Raw genomic sequence first — 16,608 nt, forward strand, 5'->3', positions numbered from 1 at the left:
AAGGCGGCGTCAGAAGTGGAAATCCGCCGGATAGGAGTGGAAGCCGTCGAAATCCGCCTTGCCAAGCGGCACTCCGGCGGCGCGCAGGGCGGCGTAGCCCATCGTCAGGTGGAAGAAGAAGTTCGGCAGGCCGTAAAGATGCAGGAACTCAGCCCCCGTCTGCTCCAGCTCGGCAAAGCCCGCCTTGTGGCGGATCACTCGGCTTTCAGCCCCTTCGAACTCCGCCGGGGTCATGGCGCCGAGCAGCGCCCGGGCCACGGCAAGGCGCGGGCCAAGACCCTGCGGCAAGTCCGGCACCTCGCGCCCCGCGAGGGGACAGGCGATCCGCAAGGCAAAGCCCGCCGCAGTGGCGAACTGCTGGCGGGCGGGGAAGCTGTCGGCGATCTGCGCGTCCAGAGCGTCCGGCCCCGCGACCGCCACGATGTCGCTGACGCGCGACAGGTAGTGGCGGAAGACGGGGACCGAGGCCTGGTACATCAGCTGTCCTTCGGGACGACGCGGAGGTTGAGTTCCCGAAGCTGCTGCAAGGTCGGCTCGCTAGGAGCGTTCATCAGCAGGTCCTCGGCCCGCTGGTTCATCGGGAACATGATGACCTCGCGGATGTTCTGGGTGTCCGCCAGAAGCATGACCAGCCGGTCGATCCCCGCCGCGCAACCGCCGTGGGGCGGCGCGCCGTACTTGAAGGCCTTGACCATCCCGCCGAAGCGCTTGTCGACTTCGCTGTTCGGATACCCCGCCAGTTCAAAGGCCTTGTACATGATCTCCGGCTTGTGGTTCCGGATGCCGCCCGAGATGACCTCGTACCCGTTGCAGGCCAGGTCGTACTGGTAGGCGTAGACCTTCAGCGGGTCGCCGTTCAGCGCCTCGAGGCCCCCCTGCGGCATCGAGAACGGGTTGTGCGAGAAGTCGATCTTCCCCTCATCGGTCTTCTCGTACATCGGGAAGTCGACGATCCAGGCGAAGCGGAAGCAGTCCTTCTCGGTCAGCCCCAATTCCTCGCCGATCACGTTCCTCGCCTTGCCAGCGATGCCCTCGAAGGTCTCGGGCTTGCCGCCCAAGAAAAAGGCCGCATCGCCCTTTTCCAGGCCCAACTGCACACGGATCGCCTCGGTCCGCTCCGGACCGATGTTCTTGGCCAAGGGGCCAGCGGCTTCCATCCCCGAGCCATCCTCGGCGTCGCGCCAGAAGATGTAGCCCATGCCAGGAAGCCCCTGCTGTTGCGCAAAGGCGTTCATCCGGTCACAGAACTTGCGGCCCACGGGTTCGCCCGACGGCCCCTTGGGCGCCGGGATCGCGCGGACCTCGTTGCCCTCCTGCTCCAGCAGCTTGGCGAAGATCGCAAAGCCGGAGCCGCGGAAGTGCTCGCTCACGTCCTGCATCTTGATCGGGTTCCGCAGGTCGGGCTTGTCAGAGCCATACCATTTCAAACTGTCGCGATAGGCGATGCGCGGCCAGTCCGCATAGACCTTCCGGCCCTTCCCGAAATGTTCGAACAGCCCCTGCAGCACCGGCTGGACGGCCGCAAAGACGTCGTCCTGGGTCACGAAGGACATCTCGATGTCCAGCTGGTAGAAGTCGGTGGGCGAGCGGTCGGCACGCGGGTCCTCGTCGCGGAAGCAGGGGGCGATCTGGAAATAGCGGTCAAAGCCCGCGACCTGGATCAGCTGCTTGAACTGCTGCGGCGCCTGGGGCAGCGCGTAGAACTTGCCGGGGTGCAGCCGCGAGGGCACCAGGAAGTCGCGCGCGCCTTCCGGCGACGAGGCGGTGATGATCGGCGTCTGGAACTCGGTGAAGCCCTGGTCCCACATTGCGTTCCGCAGCCAGCGCACCACGTTCGACCGCAGCATCATGTTCTGGTGCATCGTGTCGCGGCGGAGGTCGAGGAAGCGGTAGGTGAGCCGCGTCTCCTCAGGGTATTCGGTATCGCCGAAGACCGGCAGCGGGAGTTCCTCGGCTGCGCCCAGGACTTCCAGGTCGGTGACGTAGACCTCGATCTCGCCCGTGGGGATCTTCGGGTTGACCAGCGACGCATCCCGCGCCTTCACCCGGCCGTCCACCCGGATCACCCACTCCGACCGCACCTGCTCCAGCGCCTTGAACGCGGCCGAGTCGCCGTCGCAGAGCACTTGCGTGATCCCGTAATGGTCGCGCAGGTCGATGAAGAGCACGCCCCCGTGGTCGCGCACCCGGTGGACCCAGCCCGACAGGCGGACGGTTTCGCCCACATGGGACTTGTTCAGCGCGGCACAGGTGTGGCTGCGATAGGCGTGCATCTGCGTTCCCCTTTCCAGGGCCTCAAAGGTCATCGCGCCGATACACCTTGCCCCCCGAACGAAGTCAAGCCCGCGGCCTTTCATCTTTGCCCAAATATCCCCGCCGGAGGCACCCGGCCCCAACCGCAGAAGCCTCCGGAGGGGATATTTAGTCCAGTCTGAAAACCGCAGGGATCAGCCCGCGCAGCGCATTGCCGACCCAGAGCCGCACATTCGGCAGGTCCTCCGCCCGCAGCACCTCCTCCGGGCAGGCGAGTTCGGCACGCAGGACGCCCGGCAGCAAGCCGCAGGACAAGGGCGGCGTGCGCATCCCCTTCCCCCGGTCGAAGAAGACCGAGGTGATCGACCCGTCGCAGACCTCGCCGCGTTCGTTCAGGAAGATCACTTCGTCCAGCCCCTCGGGCAACGCCGCCCGCGCCCGGTCGTAGACCTCGCGCCGGGTGGACTTCACCCGCAGCCAGGGATTGTCCGACCTGAGCCGCTCAGACGCGATGCCAACCCGCCACTCCGCCTTCGCTGGGGGCAAGGCCGCCACGGTCCACTCCACCGCGCCCTCGCGGTCCAGGGTCAGCCGCAACCGGGCCGGATGGGCCGGACCTTCCGGCATGACCTCCGGACAGGACCACCCCAACATCGCCGCCGACCGCAGCAACCGCTCCCGATGCAACGCCCAGCGCGGGGCCGCAGAACCGTCCCACAGCACCGTCTCGATCAGCTTCAGTCCCGGCTCACGGCCGCCTTCACGAAGCGCGCCTTCCAAAGCGCCTCCTCCCATTCGCCCTGCGCGGTGGACCCATGCGTCACCCCGCCTCCCACGTTCATCACGATCTCCGACCCGCTCACGGACAGCGTCCGGATCGCCACGGAAAAGTCCGCGTCCCCGGACGGAGACATCCAGCCCACCGCGCCGCAATAGACGCCGCGGGCAAAGGGCTCCACCTCGCGGATGATCTCCATCGCGCGGATCTTCGGCGCGCCGGTGACGGACCCGCAGGGAAAGAGCGCCGCCATCAGCCCCGGCAGGGTCGCCGGACCCTCCAGCACCCCTTCGACGGTCGAGGTCATCTGATGCACCGTCGCATAGCTTTCGATCGCATACAAAGCGGGGACCTTCACCGTCCCCACCTTGGACAGGCGGCTAATGTCGTTGCGCAGAAGGTCCACGATCATCAGGTTCTCGGCCCGGTCCTTCTCGTCGCTGCGCAGGTCCGCGATGATCGCAGCGTCCTCGGCCGCATCCTTCCCCCGCGGCCGCGTCCCCTTCATCGGTCGAGTGACGATCTTGCCCCCCTCGACCTTGAAGAACAGCTCGGGGCTGCGCGAGACCACGACCGGCCCGACGCCCAGATCGACATAGGCCCCGTGCCCCACCGCGCCAGTCCGCCGGAACGCACCGTATAGACCCAGCGGACTGCCCGAGACCAACCGCGCCGCCATCGGGAAGGTCAGGTTGACCTGATAGCAATCGCCCGCCGCGATGTAGTCGAAAACCCGTGCCGCCGCATTGCCATAGGCGCGCCGCCCGACCAGGGGCTCGGGCGCTGTCATCCAGGTCGACCGTCCCTCCTCGGCCGCGCGGGCCAGGGCAGGCCCGGCGGCGAGCGGGGCGTCGAAGACACCCAGCAGGACCAGCGGCCCGGGGCGCTTGCGCGGCATCTGTCGGGCAAGCTTCGGCTCCAGCGCATAGCCCGCCTCGTAGGCCACATAGCCCGCAAGCCAGGCCCCCGCAGCCCGAGCGGCCTCGGCCCGGGCCAGGGCCGGAGCGACCTCAGACGGGTGCCAGGCCGCGATAACCTCGCGCCAAGACGCGAAGAGCGCAGGCTCGTCATCCGGTCCGTGTTCAATGAGGATCACCTGTCGCCCCCCGCGCCTTCCCGCCCGAGATAGGCCGAACCCGCCCGCCCTGCCAGACGAATCCGCGCCGCAGCCAGTGCGGAAAACGACGCAACCCATCAGATTTTTTGACTAGCTGGTCGGAAAACTCATTCCAAGCTTGCCAGATGATCAAAAAGAGCGCTCCCTGTCATTACGGCCCGCACCAAATGATGTGGCCGGGGCAATACGAACAACAACAGCGTCCAAACAAGGTACGAGGGAACTGAAAATGGCTTCGGACTATTCAGACAAGGACAGACACGACGACGTGAGTGTCCTGCACGGCATGGGCTATGCGCAGGAACTTCAGCGCTCCATGTCGAAATTCTCGAACTTCGCGATTTCCTTCTCGATCATCTGCATCCTCTCCGGCGGGATCAACTCGCTGGGTCAGGCCACCTCGGGCGCGGGCGGGGCGGCCATCGGGATCGGCTGGCCTCTGGGCGTCGTGATCTCGGGCGTGTTCGCGCTGGCACTGGCGCAGATCTCCTCGGCCTATCCGACGGCCGGGGGGCTTTACCACTGGGGCTCGATCCTCGGAAACCGTTTCACCGGCTGGCTTTCGGCCTGGCTGAACCTTCTGGGCCTCGTGACCGTGCTCGGCGCGATCAACGTCGGCACCTACTACTTCTTCATGGGCGCCTTCGGGGCGAACATGGGGCTCGAGGACACGCTGACCAACCGCGTGATCTTCATGGCGCTGATCACCGGCATCCAGGCGCTGATCAACCACATGGGGATCAAGCTCACGGCCCGGCTGACCGACTTCTCGGGCTACCTGATCTTCGCCACTGCAATCCTCCTGACCATCGTCTGCCTGGCGTCGGCCTCAAGCCTCGAATTCTCGCGGCTCTGGACCTTTGCCAACTACACCGGCACCGAGGGCGCGTCGGGCGTCTGGCCGGTCGCGGTGGGCGGTCTGATGGCCTTCCTGCTGGGTCTGCTGCTTCCGGTCTACACGATCACCGGCTACGACGCCTCGGCCCATACTTCCGAGGAAACCATCAAGGCCGCGCATTCGGTGCCCTCGGGCATGGTGCATTCGGTGATCTGGTCGGGTCTTTTTGGCTGGGTCATGCTTTGTGCCTTCGTGCTGATGCTGCCGAACATGGATGACGCGGCAAAGCAGGGCTGGAACGTGTTCTTCTGGGGCATGGATGCCCAGGTGAACCCGACGATAAAGCAGGTCCTCTACGTGCTGATCTTCGTCTGCCAGTTCCTCTGCGGCCTTGCCACCGTGACCTCGGTCAGCCGGATGCTCTTCGCCTTCAGCCGCGACGACGGCATGCCCGTCGGGTCGAAGGCGCTGGCCACCGTCTCGCCGAAGTACCGCACCCCCGTGGCCTCGATCTGGACCGGCGCTGTGCTAGCCACGCTCTTCGTCTGGCTCACCTCGGCGATCACCATCTCCGGGACCCCCGCCTATTCGATCGTGGTAAGCTGCACGGTGATCTTCCTGTTCCTGTCCTTCGCGCTGCCGATCGCGCTAGGGCTCTTCACCATCGGTGGTCCGAAGTGGCCGACGATGGGGCCGTGGAACATGGGCGTCGGGACCTACAAGCTGGTCGCAGTCCTGTCGATCCTGTCGATGGCGCTGATCTTCTTCCTGGGGATCCAGCCGCCGAACGACTGGGCGCTGGAGATCACGGTGGGCTTCGTCGTCCTTGCCCTGGTCATCTGGGTCCTGGTGGAAAACCGCCGCTTCAAGGGCCCGCCCATCGGGGACGAGATCGCCGCTCGCAAGGCCGCCATCGCCGCCGCCGAGGCTGCCGTGGGCGAGAAGGGCTGAGCCACTTTCCCTGCGAAATCCGGGCCGGGGGGAAACCTCCGGCCCTTTTCGTTGCGGCTGGGGCCGGGGCCAAATTTCTTCGAAGAAATTTGCAAAATCCTTCGAAGGATTTTGGCCCGCCCGGCCTCACCGTTTGCCCCTTGCGCCGGTCGGGCTTCTGTCTATAACCCGCCCAATTTTGCGCACAGGATGGGGGCTACGATGCCGAAGCGGACCGATATCAAGTCGATCATGATCATCGGCGCGGGCCCCATCGTCATCGGGCAGGCCTGCGAGTTCGACTACTCCGGCGCCCAGGCCTGCAAGGCCCTGCGCGAGGAAGGCTACCGGGTCATCCTGGTGAACTCGAACCCCGCGACGATCATGACCGACCCGGGTCTGGCCGACGCCACCTACATCGAGCCGATCACCCCCGAAGTCGTCGCCAAGATCATCGAAAAGGAACGCCCCGATGCCCTGCTGCCGACGATGGGCGGGCAGACCGGCCTGAACACCGCCTTGGCGCTGGCCGACATGGGCGTGTTGGAAAAGTTCAAGGTAGAGCTGATAGGCGCCAAGCGCGAAGCCATCGAGATGGCCGAAGACCGCAAGCTGTTCCGCGAGGCGATGGACCGGATCGGCCTGGAAAACCCCAAGGCCACCATCGTGGCAGCCCCGAAGCTTGCCACCGGCAAGTACGACATCGCCGCCGGCATCAAGCAAGCGATGGACGCGCTGGAATACGTCGGCCTCCCCGCCATCATCCGCCCCGCCTTCACCCTCGGCGGCACCGGCGGCGGCGTGGCCTACAACCGCGACGACTATGAGGCGATCATCAAGTCCGGCCTCGAAGCCTCCCCCGTCGCGCAGGTCCTGGTCGATGAGTCGCTGCTCGGCTGGAAGGAATACGAGATGGAGGTCGTCCGCGACCGCGCCGACAACGCCATCATCGTCTGCTCCATCGAAAACGTCGACCCGATGGGCGTCCACACCGGCGATTCCATCACCGTTGCCCCGGCGCTCACGCTCACCGACAAGGAATACCAGATCATGCGCAACGGCTCGATCGCCGTCCTGCGCGAGATCGGGGTCGAGACCGGCGGGTCGAACGTGCAATGGGCGATCAACCCGAAGGACGGCCGCATGGTCGTCATCGAGATGAACCCCCGCGTCTCCCGCTCCTCCGCTTTGGCCTCCAAGGCCACCGGCTTCCCCATCGCCAAGATCGCCGCCAAGCTCGCCATCGGCTACACGCTGGACGAGCTCGACAACGACATCACCAAGGTCACGCCCGCCTCCTTCGAACCCTCCATCGACTACGTCGTCACCAAGATCCCCCGCTTCGCCTTCGAGAAATTCCCCGGCTCCGAGCCCAACCTCACCACCGCGATGAAATCGGTGGGCGAGGCGATGGCCATCGGTCGCACCATCCATGAATCGATGCAGAAGGCCCTCGCAAGCCTCGAAACCGGCCTCACCGGCTTCGACGAAATCGCCATCCCGGGCGCCCCCGACCGTGCCGCGATCATCAAGGCCCTCGGCCAGGCCACACCGGACCGCCTCCGCGTTATCGCCCAGGCCATGCGCCACGGCCTTTCCAACGACGAGATCCAGGACGTCACCGCCTTCGACCCCTGGTTCCTGTCCCGCATCCGCGAAATCATCGACACCGAGGCGACCATCCGCAAGAACGGCCTGCCCACCAACGCGGACGCCCTCCGCCAGCTCAAGATGATGGGCTTCACCGACGCCCGCCTCGCCAAGCTCACCGGCCGCGACGAGGGCCAGGTCCGCCGCGCCCGCCGCAACCTCGGCGTCCAGGCCGTCTTCAAGCGCATCGACACCTGCGCCGCCGAGTTCGAGGCCCAGACCCCCTACATGTATTCCACCTACGAGGCCCCCGCGATGGGCGACGTGGAATGCGAAAGCCGGCCCACGGCCGCGAAAAAGGTCGTCATCCTCGGCGGCGGCCCGAACCGGATCGGCCAGGGGATCGAGTTCGACTACTGCTGCTGCCACGCCTGCTTCGCGCTGACCGCGGCGGGGTATGAGACCATCATGGTCAACTGCAACCCCGAGACCGTCTCGACCGACTACGACACCTCCGACCGCCTCTACTTCGAGCCGCTGACCCTGGAGCACGTCCTGGAAATCCTGCGGGTTGAGCAGGAGAACGGAACGCTCCACGGCGTCATCGTCCAGTTCGGCGGCCAGACACCCCTGAAACTCGCCAATGCGCTGCACGCCGAGGGCATCCCGATCCTCGGCACCACGCCCGACGCCATCGACCTTGCCGAAGACCGTGAGCGGTTCCAGCGGCTCCTGCAGGACCTCGGCCTGAAACAGCCGCACAACGGCACGGCCCGCAGCCGCGACGAGGCCTTCGCCGTGGCCAAAGACGTCGGCTACCCGCTCGTCATCCGCCCCTCCTTCGTCCTTGGCGGCCGCGCGATGGAAATCGTCCGCTCGGACGAACAGCTCGAACGCTACATCTCCACCGCCGTCCAGGTTTCGGGCGACTCGCCCGTGCTTCTCGACAGCTACCTCTCCGGTGCCGTCGAGGTTGACGTGGATGCGTTAAGCGACGGTAAATCCGTCCATGTCGCTGGAATCATGGAACATATCGAGGAAGCCGGCGTCCATTCCGGCGACTCTGCCTGCTGCCTCCCGCCGCACCAGCTGTCGGCAGAAACCGTCGAGGAGCTGAAACGCCAGACCGTCGTCATGGCCAAGGCACTGAACGTCGTCGGCCTGATGAACGTGCAATTCGCGATCAAGGACGGGGTGATCTACGTCCTGGAAGTGAACCCGCGCGCGAGCCGCACCGTGCCCTTCGTCGCCAAGGCCACCGACAGCGCCATCGCCTCCATCGCCGCCCGCCTGATGGCCGGTGAGCCCCTGTCCACCTTCCCCGCCCGCGCCCCCTACCCGCAGGGCGTCGGCCCCGACAGCCCGCTCCCCTTGGCCGACCCGCTGACGCTGGCCGACCCCAACACCCCCTGGTTCAGCGTCAAGGAGGCCGTCCTCCCCTTCGCCCGCTTCCCCGGCGTCGACCCGATGCTCGGGCCGGAAATGCGCTCGACCGGCGAGGTGATGGGCTGGGACCGCACCTTCGCGCTCGCCTTCCTCAAGGCCCAGATGGGCGCGGGGACGATCCTGCCGACCGAGGGCCGCGTCTTCCTGTCGGTCAAGGACATGGACAAGACCGATGCCCTTGCGGCCGCCGCCAAGGACCTTGTGGCGATGGGCTTCACCATCGTCGCGACCAAGGGCACCGCGTCCTGGCTTGCGTCAAACGGAGTGACCGCCGAGCCGGTTGCAAAGGTCTACGAAGGCCGCCCGAACATCGTCGACCGGTTGAAGAACAACGAGATCGCCCTGGTGATGAACACCACCGAGGGCACCCAGGCCGTCAGCGACAGCCGCGACATCCGCCGCGTCGCGCTGATGGACAAGATCCCGTATTTCACCACCGCTGCCGCGTCAGTGGCCGCCGTCGCCGCGATGAAGGCGCGGGGCGAGGGGTATGGGGTCAGGACCCTGCAGGGGTAAGTGCCCGGCCAGCTGGCAAACGGTTCATTTGGGAAAGCGGTCAGGCAACCCTGACCGCTTTCTTGTTTTTCGGCCCGGTCTTTGACCGGCCTTACTCCTTGGCGCTCTGCTGCGCGCCATAGCCGCCGGGACCGGACTCGTAGGGCGTTCCGTCCAGGTGATAGTCGGCGGCAGGCTTGTTGTACTTCTCCTCGCCATTCTTTCCCGTGGCGAAAACCCCGACATGTCCGGGGTGCAGGGTGCCCTGCTCGACAGCCCGGTAGGCGACGTCGCCCGAGTTCTGCGCCCCGTTGGCATAGGCCTTGCCTTCAAGATGCCCTGCCGAAACACCCGCGGCAGTCAGAGCGAGAAAAGCAAACGAGACGGTGAGAGTTTTGCGCATTCTTTTCCTCCGTTGGTTTTTCAGTGCCAAAGCTACGGAGGCGGTGAAGCGGAAGTTTCAAATTCCTTGAAAAAGTTCCTTTGCCGCCATCAGAATATCTTCTCCCCGGCGACAGCAGCTTCTCCCAATTCTTGACACTCCGTTAATGCCCACGCCCAACCCCTTGGAATCCTTTGCGGCCGCTCACCCGTCCACCGTGGACACCCCTCCCCCCAAGGTCGCTTTCCGCCCCCAACCCGTCCCCTCCGGCTTGGAAACCCTCCCCCGGCCCGCTACTCTCCGGCCGCAAAGGAGACCCCGATGACCCGCGAGACGACCCTCTCCCTGATCCGCCGCTACTACGACGCCTTCAATGCGGGCGACCCCGAGGGGATGCTTGCCTGCCTGACCGAGGACGTGGAGCACCGGGTGAACGAGGGCGGGCACCGGATCGGGAAGGCCAAGTTCCGGGAATTCTGCGGCCACATGGGGGTCAGCTACCGGGAGCAGTTGAAGGACATCGTGGTCTTCGCGACCGACGACGGCACCCGGGGAGCCGCCGAATTCGTGGTCCACGGCGAGTACCTGAAGACCGACCCCGGCCTGCCCGAGGCGAAGGGCCAGACCTACATCCTCCCCGCGGGAGGGTTCTTTGAAATCCGGGATGGCCTCATCAGCCGCATCACCACCTTCTACAACCTGAACGACTGGATCCGGCAGGTGAGCCAGTGAACATCGACGAGATTGACGTCCGTGTCCTGAAGGGTCCCGACCTGGAGGCCGTGCTGGACGGCGTGGCGCAGCTGCGGATCACCGTCTTCCGGGACTGGCCCTACCTCTACGATGGCTCGCTGGAATATGAACGCGAATACCTCGCCACGTACCGCGACAACCCCGGCGCGCTCTTGGTCGGGGCCTTCCACGACGGCCAGCTGATCGGCGCCTCGACCTCGACCCCGATGGAGGACCATGCGCCGGAGTTCTCGGCCCCGTTCCGGGAGCTTGGGCTGCAGCCGGAAAGCATCCTCTACGGGGCGGAATCGGTCCTTCTGCGGCCCTACCGCGGTCTCGGCCTTGGCCACCGTTTCATCGACCTGCGCGAGGCCCATGCCCGCGACCTCGGCCGGACCCATGTCGCCTTCTGCTCGGTCATCCGCCCGGACGACCATCCCGCGCGCCCGGCGGCGGCGCGGACGAACGACGCCTTCTGGCGCGGACGTGGGTACGAGACGCTTCCCGGCGTCGTCGCGCGGTTCAGCTGGAAGGACCTGGGCGACAGTGTCGAGACGGAAAAGCCGCTCCAGTTCTGGATGCGGCAACTCTAGCTACTTCACGTCGATGTGGATCGCCTTGCGATAGGCGCGCTGGCCATAAAGCAGGGCCGAGGCATTGTCCGACAGGCGGACGGCACTGACCCGGCCGACGATGATGTGGTGCGTCTCCCACAGAAGCGCAGTTGCCAGCCGGCACTCGAAGGTTGCCGTGGCCCCGGCCAGAAGCGGCTGGCCCAGGTCCCCCGGCATCCAGGCCACCCGGTCGAAACGTTCGGCCCGGTCCGCAGTGCTCCGCCCGGCAAAAAGGTTCGCGACGTCCTGCTGGTCCTCGGCCAGAAGGTTCGCGCAAAAGGCGCGGTTCTGCAGGATCGCGGTCGCGGCAGGCGATTGCCGGTTGATGCAGACCAGAAGCGACGGGTGCTCGCCATCCGCCGAGACCGAAGTCAGCGAAGACACGGTGACGCCCGCGCGCCCGCCCTCACCCTCGGTGGTGGCGACGGCGACGAAGGTGGCCGCGCGGCTCATGCCCTCGACAAAGGCGGCGCGGAGATCGGCGAAATCTGGCATCAGGTGTTCCGGGTACTGGTTGCACAAGGGACGAAGGCGTCCCCTGTGTCGATGTAAACCGCTATCGCGCCGAGAAAATGGCGGCGCGGCCCGATCCTGGGGATTTTCCTCGCCCGTCCGTCAGGCCCCGCGCGCGAGAGGGACGGACCCGCGATCTCCGCCCCCCAGATCGTCAAGGATCGGGCAGTCGGGACGCTGGTCGCCGGCGCAGGAATGCACAAGGTGCTGCAGCGTCGCCTTCATGTCCTGCATTTCGCGGATGCGGGCATCCAGCGCCTCGACCTGGGCCTCGGCGAGTTGCTTCACGTCGGCACTTGCGCGGCTGCGGTCGCGCCAGAGCGCGAGGAGGTCGGCTACCTTCTCCATCGGGAAGCCCAAATTGCGGGCTCGCCGGACAAAGCGCAGGATCTGGACCTCCTTCGGGCCATAGGTCCGGTAGCCCGAGGCCGTCCGCCCCGCCGGGGGGATCAGGCCCGTCTCCTCGTAGTAGCGGATCATCTTGGCCGACACGCCACTCGCTGCGGCTGCTTCACCGATGTTCATCATGCGCGGGCTCCGTAGCGTTTCAGCCGCAGGGCATTGGTCAGGACAAAGACCGAGGACATCGCCATGGCCCCGGCCGCGAGGACCGGCGACAGGAGGATGCCGAAGGCCGGGTAAAGGACCCCAGCCGCCACCGGGATCAGGGCGGCGTTGTAGGCGAAGGCCCAGAAGAGGTTCTGCCGGATGTTCCGCATCGTCGCGCGGGAAAGGCCGATGGCATCGGCCAGCGCGGGCAGGCGGCCGGAAACCAGAACCACGTCCGCCGCTTCGATGGCGATGTCGGTGCCGGTGCCCATCGCGATGCCCACGTCGGCCTCGGCCAAGGCGGGGGCATCGTTGATGCCGTCGCCGGCAAAGGCCAGCGCGCCCTGCGCCTTCAGCTTGCGGATCACCTCGACCTTGCCTTCGGGCGTGACCTCGGCCACCACCTCGTCGATGCCAAGGTCGCGCGCGATGGCCCGTGCGGTCCGGGCATTGTCGCCCGAGATCATGGCAAGCTTCAGCCCCATCGCCTTCATCGCCGCGATGGCCGCCGGGGTCGTCTCCTTCACCTTGTCCGCCACCGCGAGCAGCGCCACGGCCTTGCCGTCCCGCGCCGCGTAGAGCGGGCTTTCGCCCCGGTCGGCGAGCCGTTCGGCCTCGGCCTGGAAGGCCGCGATGTCCACTCCGCGTTTGCCCATCTCGCGCGCGGAACCGAGCGCGATCTCTGTCCCCCCGACCCGGCCGGAGACGCCGTGGCCGGGTTTGGCGAGGAAGCCTTCCACGGTCGGAAGGCTCAGTCCCTCTGCCGCGGCGACGATGGCGCGGGCGACGGGGTGTTCGGACTGAGCCTCCACGGCCGCCAGGACGGGCAGGAGCGACTCCTTTGTCTCTCCCTCGGCGGGCTGGAAGCTGGTCAGTACGGGCTTGCCTTCGGTGAGGGTCCCCGTCTTGTCGAAGGCCACGACCTGGACCCCTTGCAGCGCCTGCAATGCTTCGCCCTTGCGGAAGAGGACGCCAAGTTCGGCGCCGCGGCCGGTGCCGACCAGGATCGACACGGGGGTGGCCAGGCCCATCGCGCAGGGGCAGGCGATGATCAGGACGGCCACGGCATTGACCAGAGCCATCGGCAGGCTTGGCGGCGGGCCGACGACCAACCAGATCAGGAAGGTCGCCACCGCCACACCCATCACTGCGGGGACGAACCACAGCGTCACCTTGTCGACCAGCGCCTGGATTGGAAGCTTCCCGCCCTGCGCCGCCTCGACCATGCGGATGATCCGGGACAGCATCGTGTCCGCACCGACCGACACGGCCTCCATCACCAGCGCCCCTGTCTGGTTCACAGTGCCGCCGATCACCCGGTCGCCCGCGTGTTTCTCGACGGGCAGGGGTTCGCCCGTGACCATCGACTCGTCGATCCAGCTGGCCCCTTCGGCCACGCGGCCATCGACCGGGACCCGCTCACCGGGCCGTAGTTCCAGCAGGTCGCCCGGCCGAACTTCGGCCACGGCCATGTCCTGCACCAGCCCGCCCCGGCGCACATGCGCGACCGAAGGTTGCAGGCCCACCAGCCGTTCGATGGCGCGCGAGGACCGGCCCTTGGCGCGGGCCTCCAGCAGGCGGCCAAGAAGGATCAGCGTCACGATGACCGCCGCAGCCTCGAAATAGACGACGACCGACCCGGGTGGCAGCAGCCCCGGCAGGAAGGTCGCCAGCGTCGAATAGGCCCAGGCCGCGCCCGAGCCGATGGCGACAAGGCTCGACATGTCCGGCGCGCCTTTCAGCAGCGCGGGAATGCCGTTCAGGAAAAAGCGCCGACCGGGACCGGCAAGGACCAGCGTCGTCAGCGCGAACTGGATCAGCCAGCTGGCACCCTGGCCGATGGTGCCGAGGATGAAGTGATGGAAGGCCGGGACCAGGTGCGCGCCCATCTCCAGAACGAAGACCGGCAAGGTCAGGACCGCCGCCAGGATCAGGTCCCGCGTCAGCCCCTCGGCCTCGCGCTCGCGCCGCTGGGTGACCGTCTCGGTCACGGCGCTGGCGACATGGGCATTGTACCCTGTCGCCTTGACCGCCGCGAGCAGGGCTGCGGTATCCGCGACACCCTCGACGCGCGCGCTTTCGGTGGCGAGGTTGACCGTCGCGGTCGAGACGCCGGGCACGGCCTTCAGCGCGCGTTCGACTCGCGCCACGCAAGAGGCGCAGGTCATGCCTTCTACCGTCAGCTCCTGCGTCCGGGTGGGGACCTTGTAGCCCGCCTTCTCGACAGCGCCGATCAGCGCCTCGCGCGGGGCGATGCCGGCGACTTCCGCGGTCTCGGTGGCCAGGTTGACGGCGGCCGAGCTGACGCCCGGCACGGCCTTTAGCGCCCGTTCCACCCGGCCCGCGCAAGAGGCGCAGGTCATGCCGGAAATGGGCAGTGCGACGGTGGTTTGTTTGATCGGGGCGGTCATGGTCCGTCCTCCTGTGTGGTCGGGACCTTCCCCATATGCACCTTCCCATGATGGTAAGGTCAAGACCCCTCCCGATGATTTTGCGTCCTCTTTCCGAAGATTCCGAAGACGCCGAATGTTCCCGCCCATCTGACCCTCACGGGAAATAGGGAACGGACGACGGCCTTCCGCGTTGATCGGAACCGCGAGAAGGACTTTCCCATGGACCCGCAACGCCCGTCGCCGACCCATGAATCCCGGGACATAGCTGTCCTTTCCGCGGCTTGACCGTGTGGGAGGGCGTCTACTGCGGTCCCGCGCCGCTGCCGGAAGAGGTTCTGTGGCGCTGGAACTTCGATCCCTTGGCCGTTGCGGTGATCGCCGCCCTTGCTGTCTGGTACGGTCGGTCCCGCGCCGGAGCCCTGGCGGTGGCGGTCCTGGCGGTAGCGTTCCTGTCACCGCTTTGCGCGCTGTCGTCGGCGCTCTTCGCGGCACGGGTGGTGCATCACATCCTTCTGGTGGCCGTCGCCGCGCCGCTTCTGGCGCTGGCACGACCCGCAAGGCGCAGGACCGGCGCTGGCCTGCCTTTCATCCTGGCCACCGCGCTTCTGTGGCTGTGGCACCTGCCGACCGCCTATGACGCGGCGCTGTCGGACATGGCGGTCTACTGGATCATGCAGGCCAGCCTCTTCGGATCGGCCTGGCTCTTCTGGCGCGCCGCCTTCTCGCAGCCCGAGGGGTCGGGCCTTGGCTGGGTGTTCCTGGCCTATGTCGCGATGGGATTGCTGGGCGCGCTTCTGACGCTGGCGCCCCAGGCGCTTTATGCCGCCCACGCCAGCGCACCCCTCCTCTGGGGCTTCACCCCCCTGTCCGATCAGCAACTCGGCGGCCTGATCATGTGGATGCCCGCAGGTATCCCCTTCGCGCTCTGGGGCACGATGCTTGCGCGCCGGGCCTGGCGCTCGACGGAGGCCGCATGATGGGCTGGACCGAGGCGGTGGTCCCGCACATCAAGGCGCTGCACCTGGGCTTTCTGGCTATTTGGGTGGCCGGCCTGCTTGCCCTGCCCCGCATGTTGGCCCGACACGACGACGACCTCGTCCGCCGCGAATACGTCGTGGTCCGACGCGCCACGCATTTCGGCTATGTCTGGGCCATCACCCCCGCCGCCGTGCTGGCGATCTTCACGGGCAGCCTTCTCATCTTCCTTCGCGAGGTCTTTACGGTCTGGCTTTTCGCCAAGCTGGTCGGCGTCGCGGGTCTGGTCGCGGTCCATGCCTGGGTCGGCCATACCATCATCGCCGTTGCCGAAAGCGAAGGCGAGCACGAGCCCCCCGGAGCGCTGATACCGGCACTGATCACCGCCGTTCTTGTCCTGGGCATCCTGGCGCTGGTTCTGGCCAAGCCCGAGCTTGAGGAGCTTTCCATGCCGTCCTGGCTTGTGGCGCCGCTGGGGCGTCAGTTGCCCTTCGACGTGCCCAACCGGTAATCGAAGACGAGTTTCCCACCATGCCAACCCGTCGCACCCACCATCAAGACCGCGAAGCCCGACAGAAGGAGGCCCCAGGGCAGGATGGCCGCCTCATAGCCCTGCAGGCGCCAACCCCAGTTGAGGCCGAGCAGGGACAGAAGCATCACGGCGATCACGAAATGGGTCCAGGCTGCGGCCCGGATGCGGATGCCCGGAACCATCAGCAGTTCCATCGTGCCGGTCGCCCCGGCCAGAAGGCCGAAGAGAAAGGCGGTGCCCGTGGCCCACAGCGCGGCCCAGGCCCAGCGCAACTCTCCCGACCACCAGTAGAAGAGGTCTGCCCCGAAGGCGCAGAAGGTCAGCGCCACGGGGAAGGCCACCGACATCGCGTGCAGCGGATGGCCAAGAATCGCCATGCGGGATTCCGTCTCGTGGAAATGCGGGTGGCTGACGATGGGGTCGTCTGGGGCACCCTCGCCCTTTGGCGCGTCCTCGGTCACGGCGGTCCTC

General features: G+C 66.7%; 15 protein-coding genes. 6 read left to right on the top strand and 9 right to left on the bottom strand.

Annotation, left to right across the window (positions count from 1 at the left end):
* Positions 1-9: 9 nt before the first annotated feature.
* The 4 genes from ACE3Q6_RS10460 to ACE3Q6_RS10475 form a co-directional block, all read right to left on the bottom strand.
* Positions 10-477, bottom strand: a complete 468-nt coding sequence (locus ACE3Q6_RS10460; RefSeq protein ID WP_374431902.1) for a DUF1993 family protein — start codon at positions 475-477, stop codon at positions 10-12.
* Positions 477-2,273 carry an aspartate--tRNA ligase gene (gene aspS / locus ACE3Q6_RS10465; RefSeq protein WP_374432080.1) on the bottom strand — a complete coding sequence of 599 codons (1,797 nt, stop codon included), beginning with the start codon at positions 2,271-2,273 and terminating at the stop codon, positions 477-479. Before aspS ends, ACE3Q6_RS10460 begins: the two co-directional genes overlap by 1 nt.
* A gap of 148 nt (positions 2,274-2,421) precedes the next feature.
* Positions 2,422-3,033 carry an aminotransferase class IV family protein gene (locus tag ACE3Q6_RS10470; RefSeq protein ID WP_374431904.1) on the bottom strand — a complete coding sequence of 204 codons (612 nt, stop codon included), beginning with the start codon at positions 3,031-3,033 and terminating at the stop codon, positions 2,422-2,424.
* Positions 2,991-4,127: an aminodeoxychorismate synthase component I gene (locus tag ACE3Q6_RS10475; RefSeq protein ID WP_374431906.1), complete on the bottom strand. Its 1,137-nt coding sequence runs from the start codon at positions 4,125-4,127 to the stop codon at positions 2,991-2,993. The genes ACE3Q6_RS10470 and ACE3Q6_RS10475 overlap by 43 nt, the downstream gene beginning before the upstream one ends.
* 250 nt (positions 4,128-4,377) lie before the next feature.
* On the opposite strand from ACE3Q6_RS10475, the gene ACE3Q6_RS10480 reads away from it, so the two are divergent.
* Together ACE3Q6_RS10480 and carB are read left to right on the top strand one after the other, a co-directional pair.
* Positions 4,378-5,937: an amino acid permease gene (locus tag ACE3Q6_RS10480; protein ID WP_374431908.1), complete on the top strand. Its 1,560-nt coding sequence runs from the start codon at positions 4,378-4,380 to the stop codon at positions 5,935-5,937.
* A 201-nt stretch (positions 5,938-6,138) separates the two neighbouring features.
* Positions 6,139-9,468, top strand: a complete 3,330-nt coding sequence (gene carB / locus ACE3Q6_RS10485) for a carbamoyl-phosphate synthase large subunit (protein ID WP_374431913.1) — start codon at positions 6,139-6,141, stop codon at positions 9,466-9,468.
* A gap of 91 nt (positions 9,469-9,559) precedes the next feature.
* Here the strand turns inward: carB and ACE3Q6_RS10490 are convergent, their stop codons facing one another.
* Positions 9,560-9,850, bottom strand: a complete 291-nt coding sequence (locus ACE3Q6_RS10490; RefSeq protein WP_374431915.1) for a hypothetical protein — start codon at positions 9,848-9,850, stop codon at positions 9,560-9,562.
* 300 nt (positions 9,851-10,150) lie between these two features.
* On the opposite strand from ACE3Q6_RS10490, the gene ACE3Q6_RS10495 reads away from it, so the two are divergent.
* Together ACE3Q6_RS10495 and ACE3Q6_RS10500 are read left to right on the top strand one after the other, a co-directional pair.
* Positions 10,151-10,561: a ketosteroid isomerase-related protein gene (locus ACE3Q6_RS10495; RefSeq protein WP_374431919.1), complete on the top strand. Its 411-nt coding sequence runs from the start codon at positions 10,151-10,153 to the stop codon at positions 10,559-10,561.
* Entirely contained in the window at positions 10,558-11,154 is a 597-nt protein-coding gene (locus ACE3Q6_RS10500) for a GNAT family N-acetyltransferase (protein WP_374431921.1), read from the top strand. Before ACE3Q6_RS10495 ends, ACE3Q6_RS10500 begins: the two co-directional genes overlap by 4 nt.
* On the opposite strand, the gene ACE3Q6_RS10505 is transcribed toward ACE3Q6_RS10500, so the two are convergent.
* The 3 genes from ACE3Q6_RS10505 to ACE3Q6_RS10515 form a co-directional block, all read right to left on the bottom strand.
* Positions 11,155-11,670: a flavin reductase family protein gene (locus tag ACE3Q6_RS10505; protein WP_374431922.1), complete on the bottom strand. Its 516-nt coding sequence runs from the start codon at positions 11,668-11,670 to the stop codon at positions 11,155-11,157.
* A 120-nt stretch (positions 11,671-11,790) separates the two neighbouring features.
* Positions 11,791-12,213, bottom strand: coding sequence for a Cu(I)-responsive transcriptional regulator (gene cueR / locus ACE3Q6_RS10510; RefSeq protein ID WP_374432083.1), 423 nt, complete (start codon positions 12,211-12,213; stop codon positions 11,791-11,793).
* On the bottom strand, positions 12,213-14,648 hold the full coding sequence (locus ACE3Q6_RS10515; protein WP_374431924.1) for a heavy metal translocating P-type ATPase: 2,436 nt from the start codon (positions 14,646-14,648) through the stop codon (positions 12,213-12,215). Before ACE3Q6_RS10515 ends, cueR begins: the two co-directional genes overlap by 1 nt.
* A 269-nt stretch (positions 14,649-14,917) precedes the next feature.
* Between ACE3Q6_RS10515 and ACE3Q6_RS10520 the strand changes: the two genes are divergently transcribed.
* Both ACE3Q6_RS10520 and ACE3Q6_RS10525 read left to right on the top strand, forming a co-directional pair.
* The gene (locus ACE3Q6_RS10520; protein ID WP_374432085.1) at positions 14,918-15,607 is read left to right on the top strand and encodes a cytochrome c oxidase assembly protein; all 690 of its coding nucleotides are present in this window, start codon (positions 14,918-14,920) and stop codon (positions 15,605-15,607) included.
* A complete protein-coding gene (locus tag ACE3Q6_RS10525) occupies positions 15,604-16,116 on the top strand; it encodes a CopD family protein (protein WP_374431926.1) in 513 nt (170 codons plus the stop codon). The genes ACE3Q6_RS10520 and ACE3Q6_RS10525 overlap by 4 nt, the downstream gene beginning before the upstream one ends.
* Here ACE3Q6_RS10525 and ACE3Q6_RS10530 read toward each other — a convergent pair.
* Positions 16,086-16,598 (bottom strand): DUF2231 domain-containing protein, encoded by a 513-nt coding sequence (locus ACE3Q6_RS10530; protein WP_374431928.1) that lies wholly within the window; start codon positions 16,596-16,598, stop codon positions 16,086-16,088. The genes ACE3Q6_RS10525 and ACE3Q6_RS10530 overlap by 31 nt on opposite strands.
* Between the last annotated feature and the right edge of the window lie 10 nt (positions 16,599-16,608).

The organism is Tabrizicola sp. (assembly GCF_041913445.1).
Lineage (GTDB): Bacteria > Pseudomonadota > Alphaproteobacteria > Rhodobacterales > Rhodobacteraceae > Tabrizicola.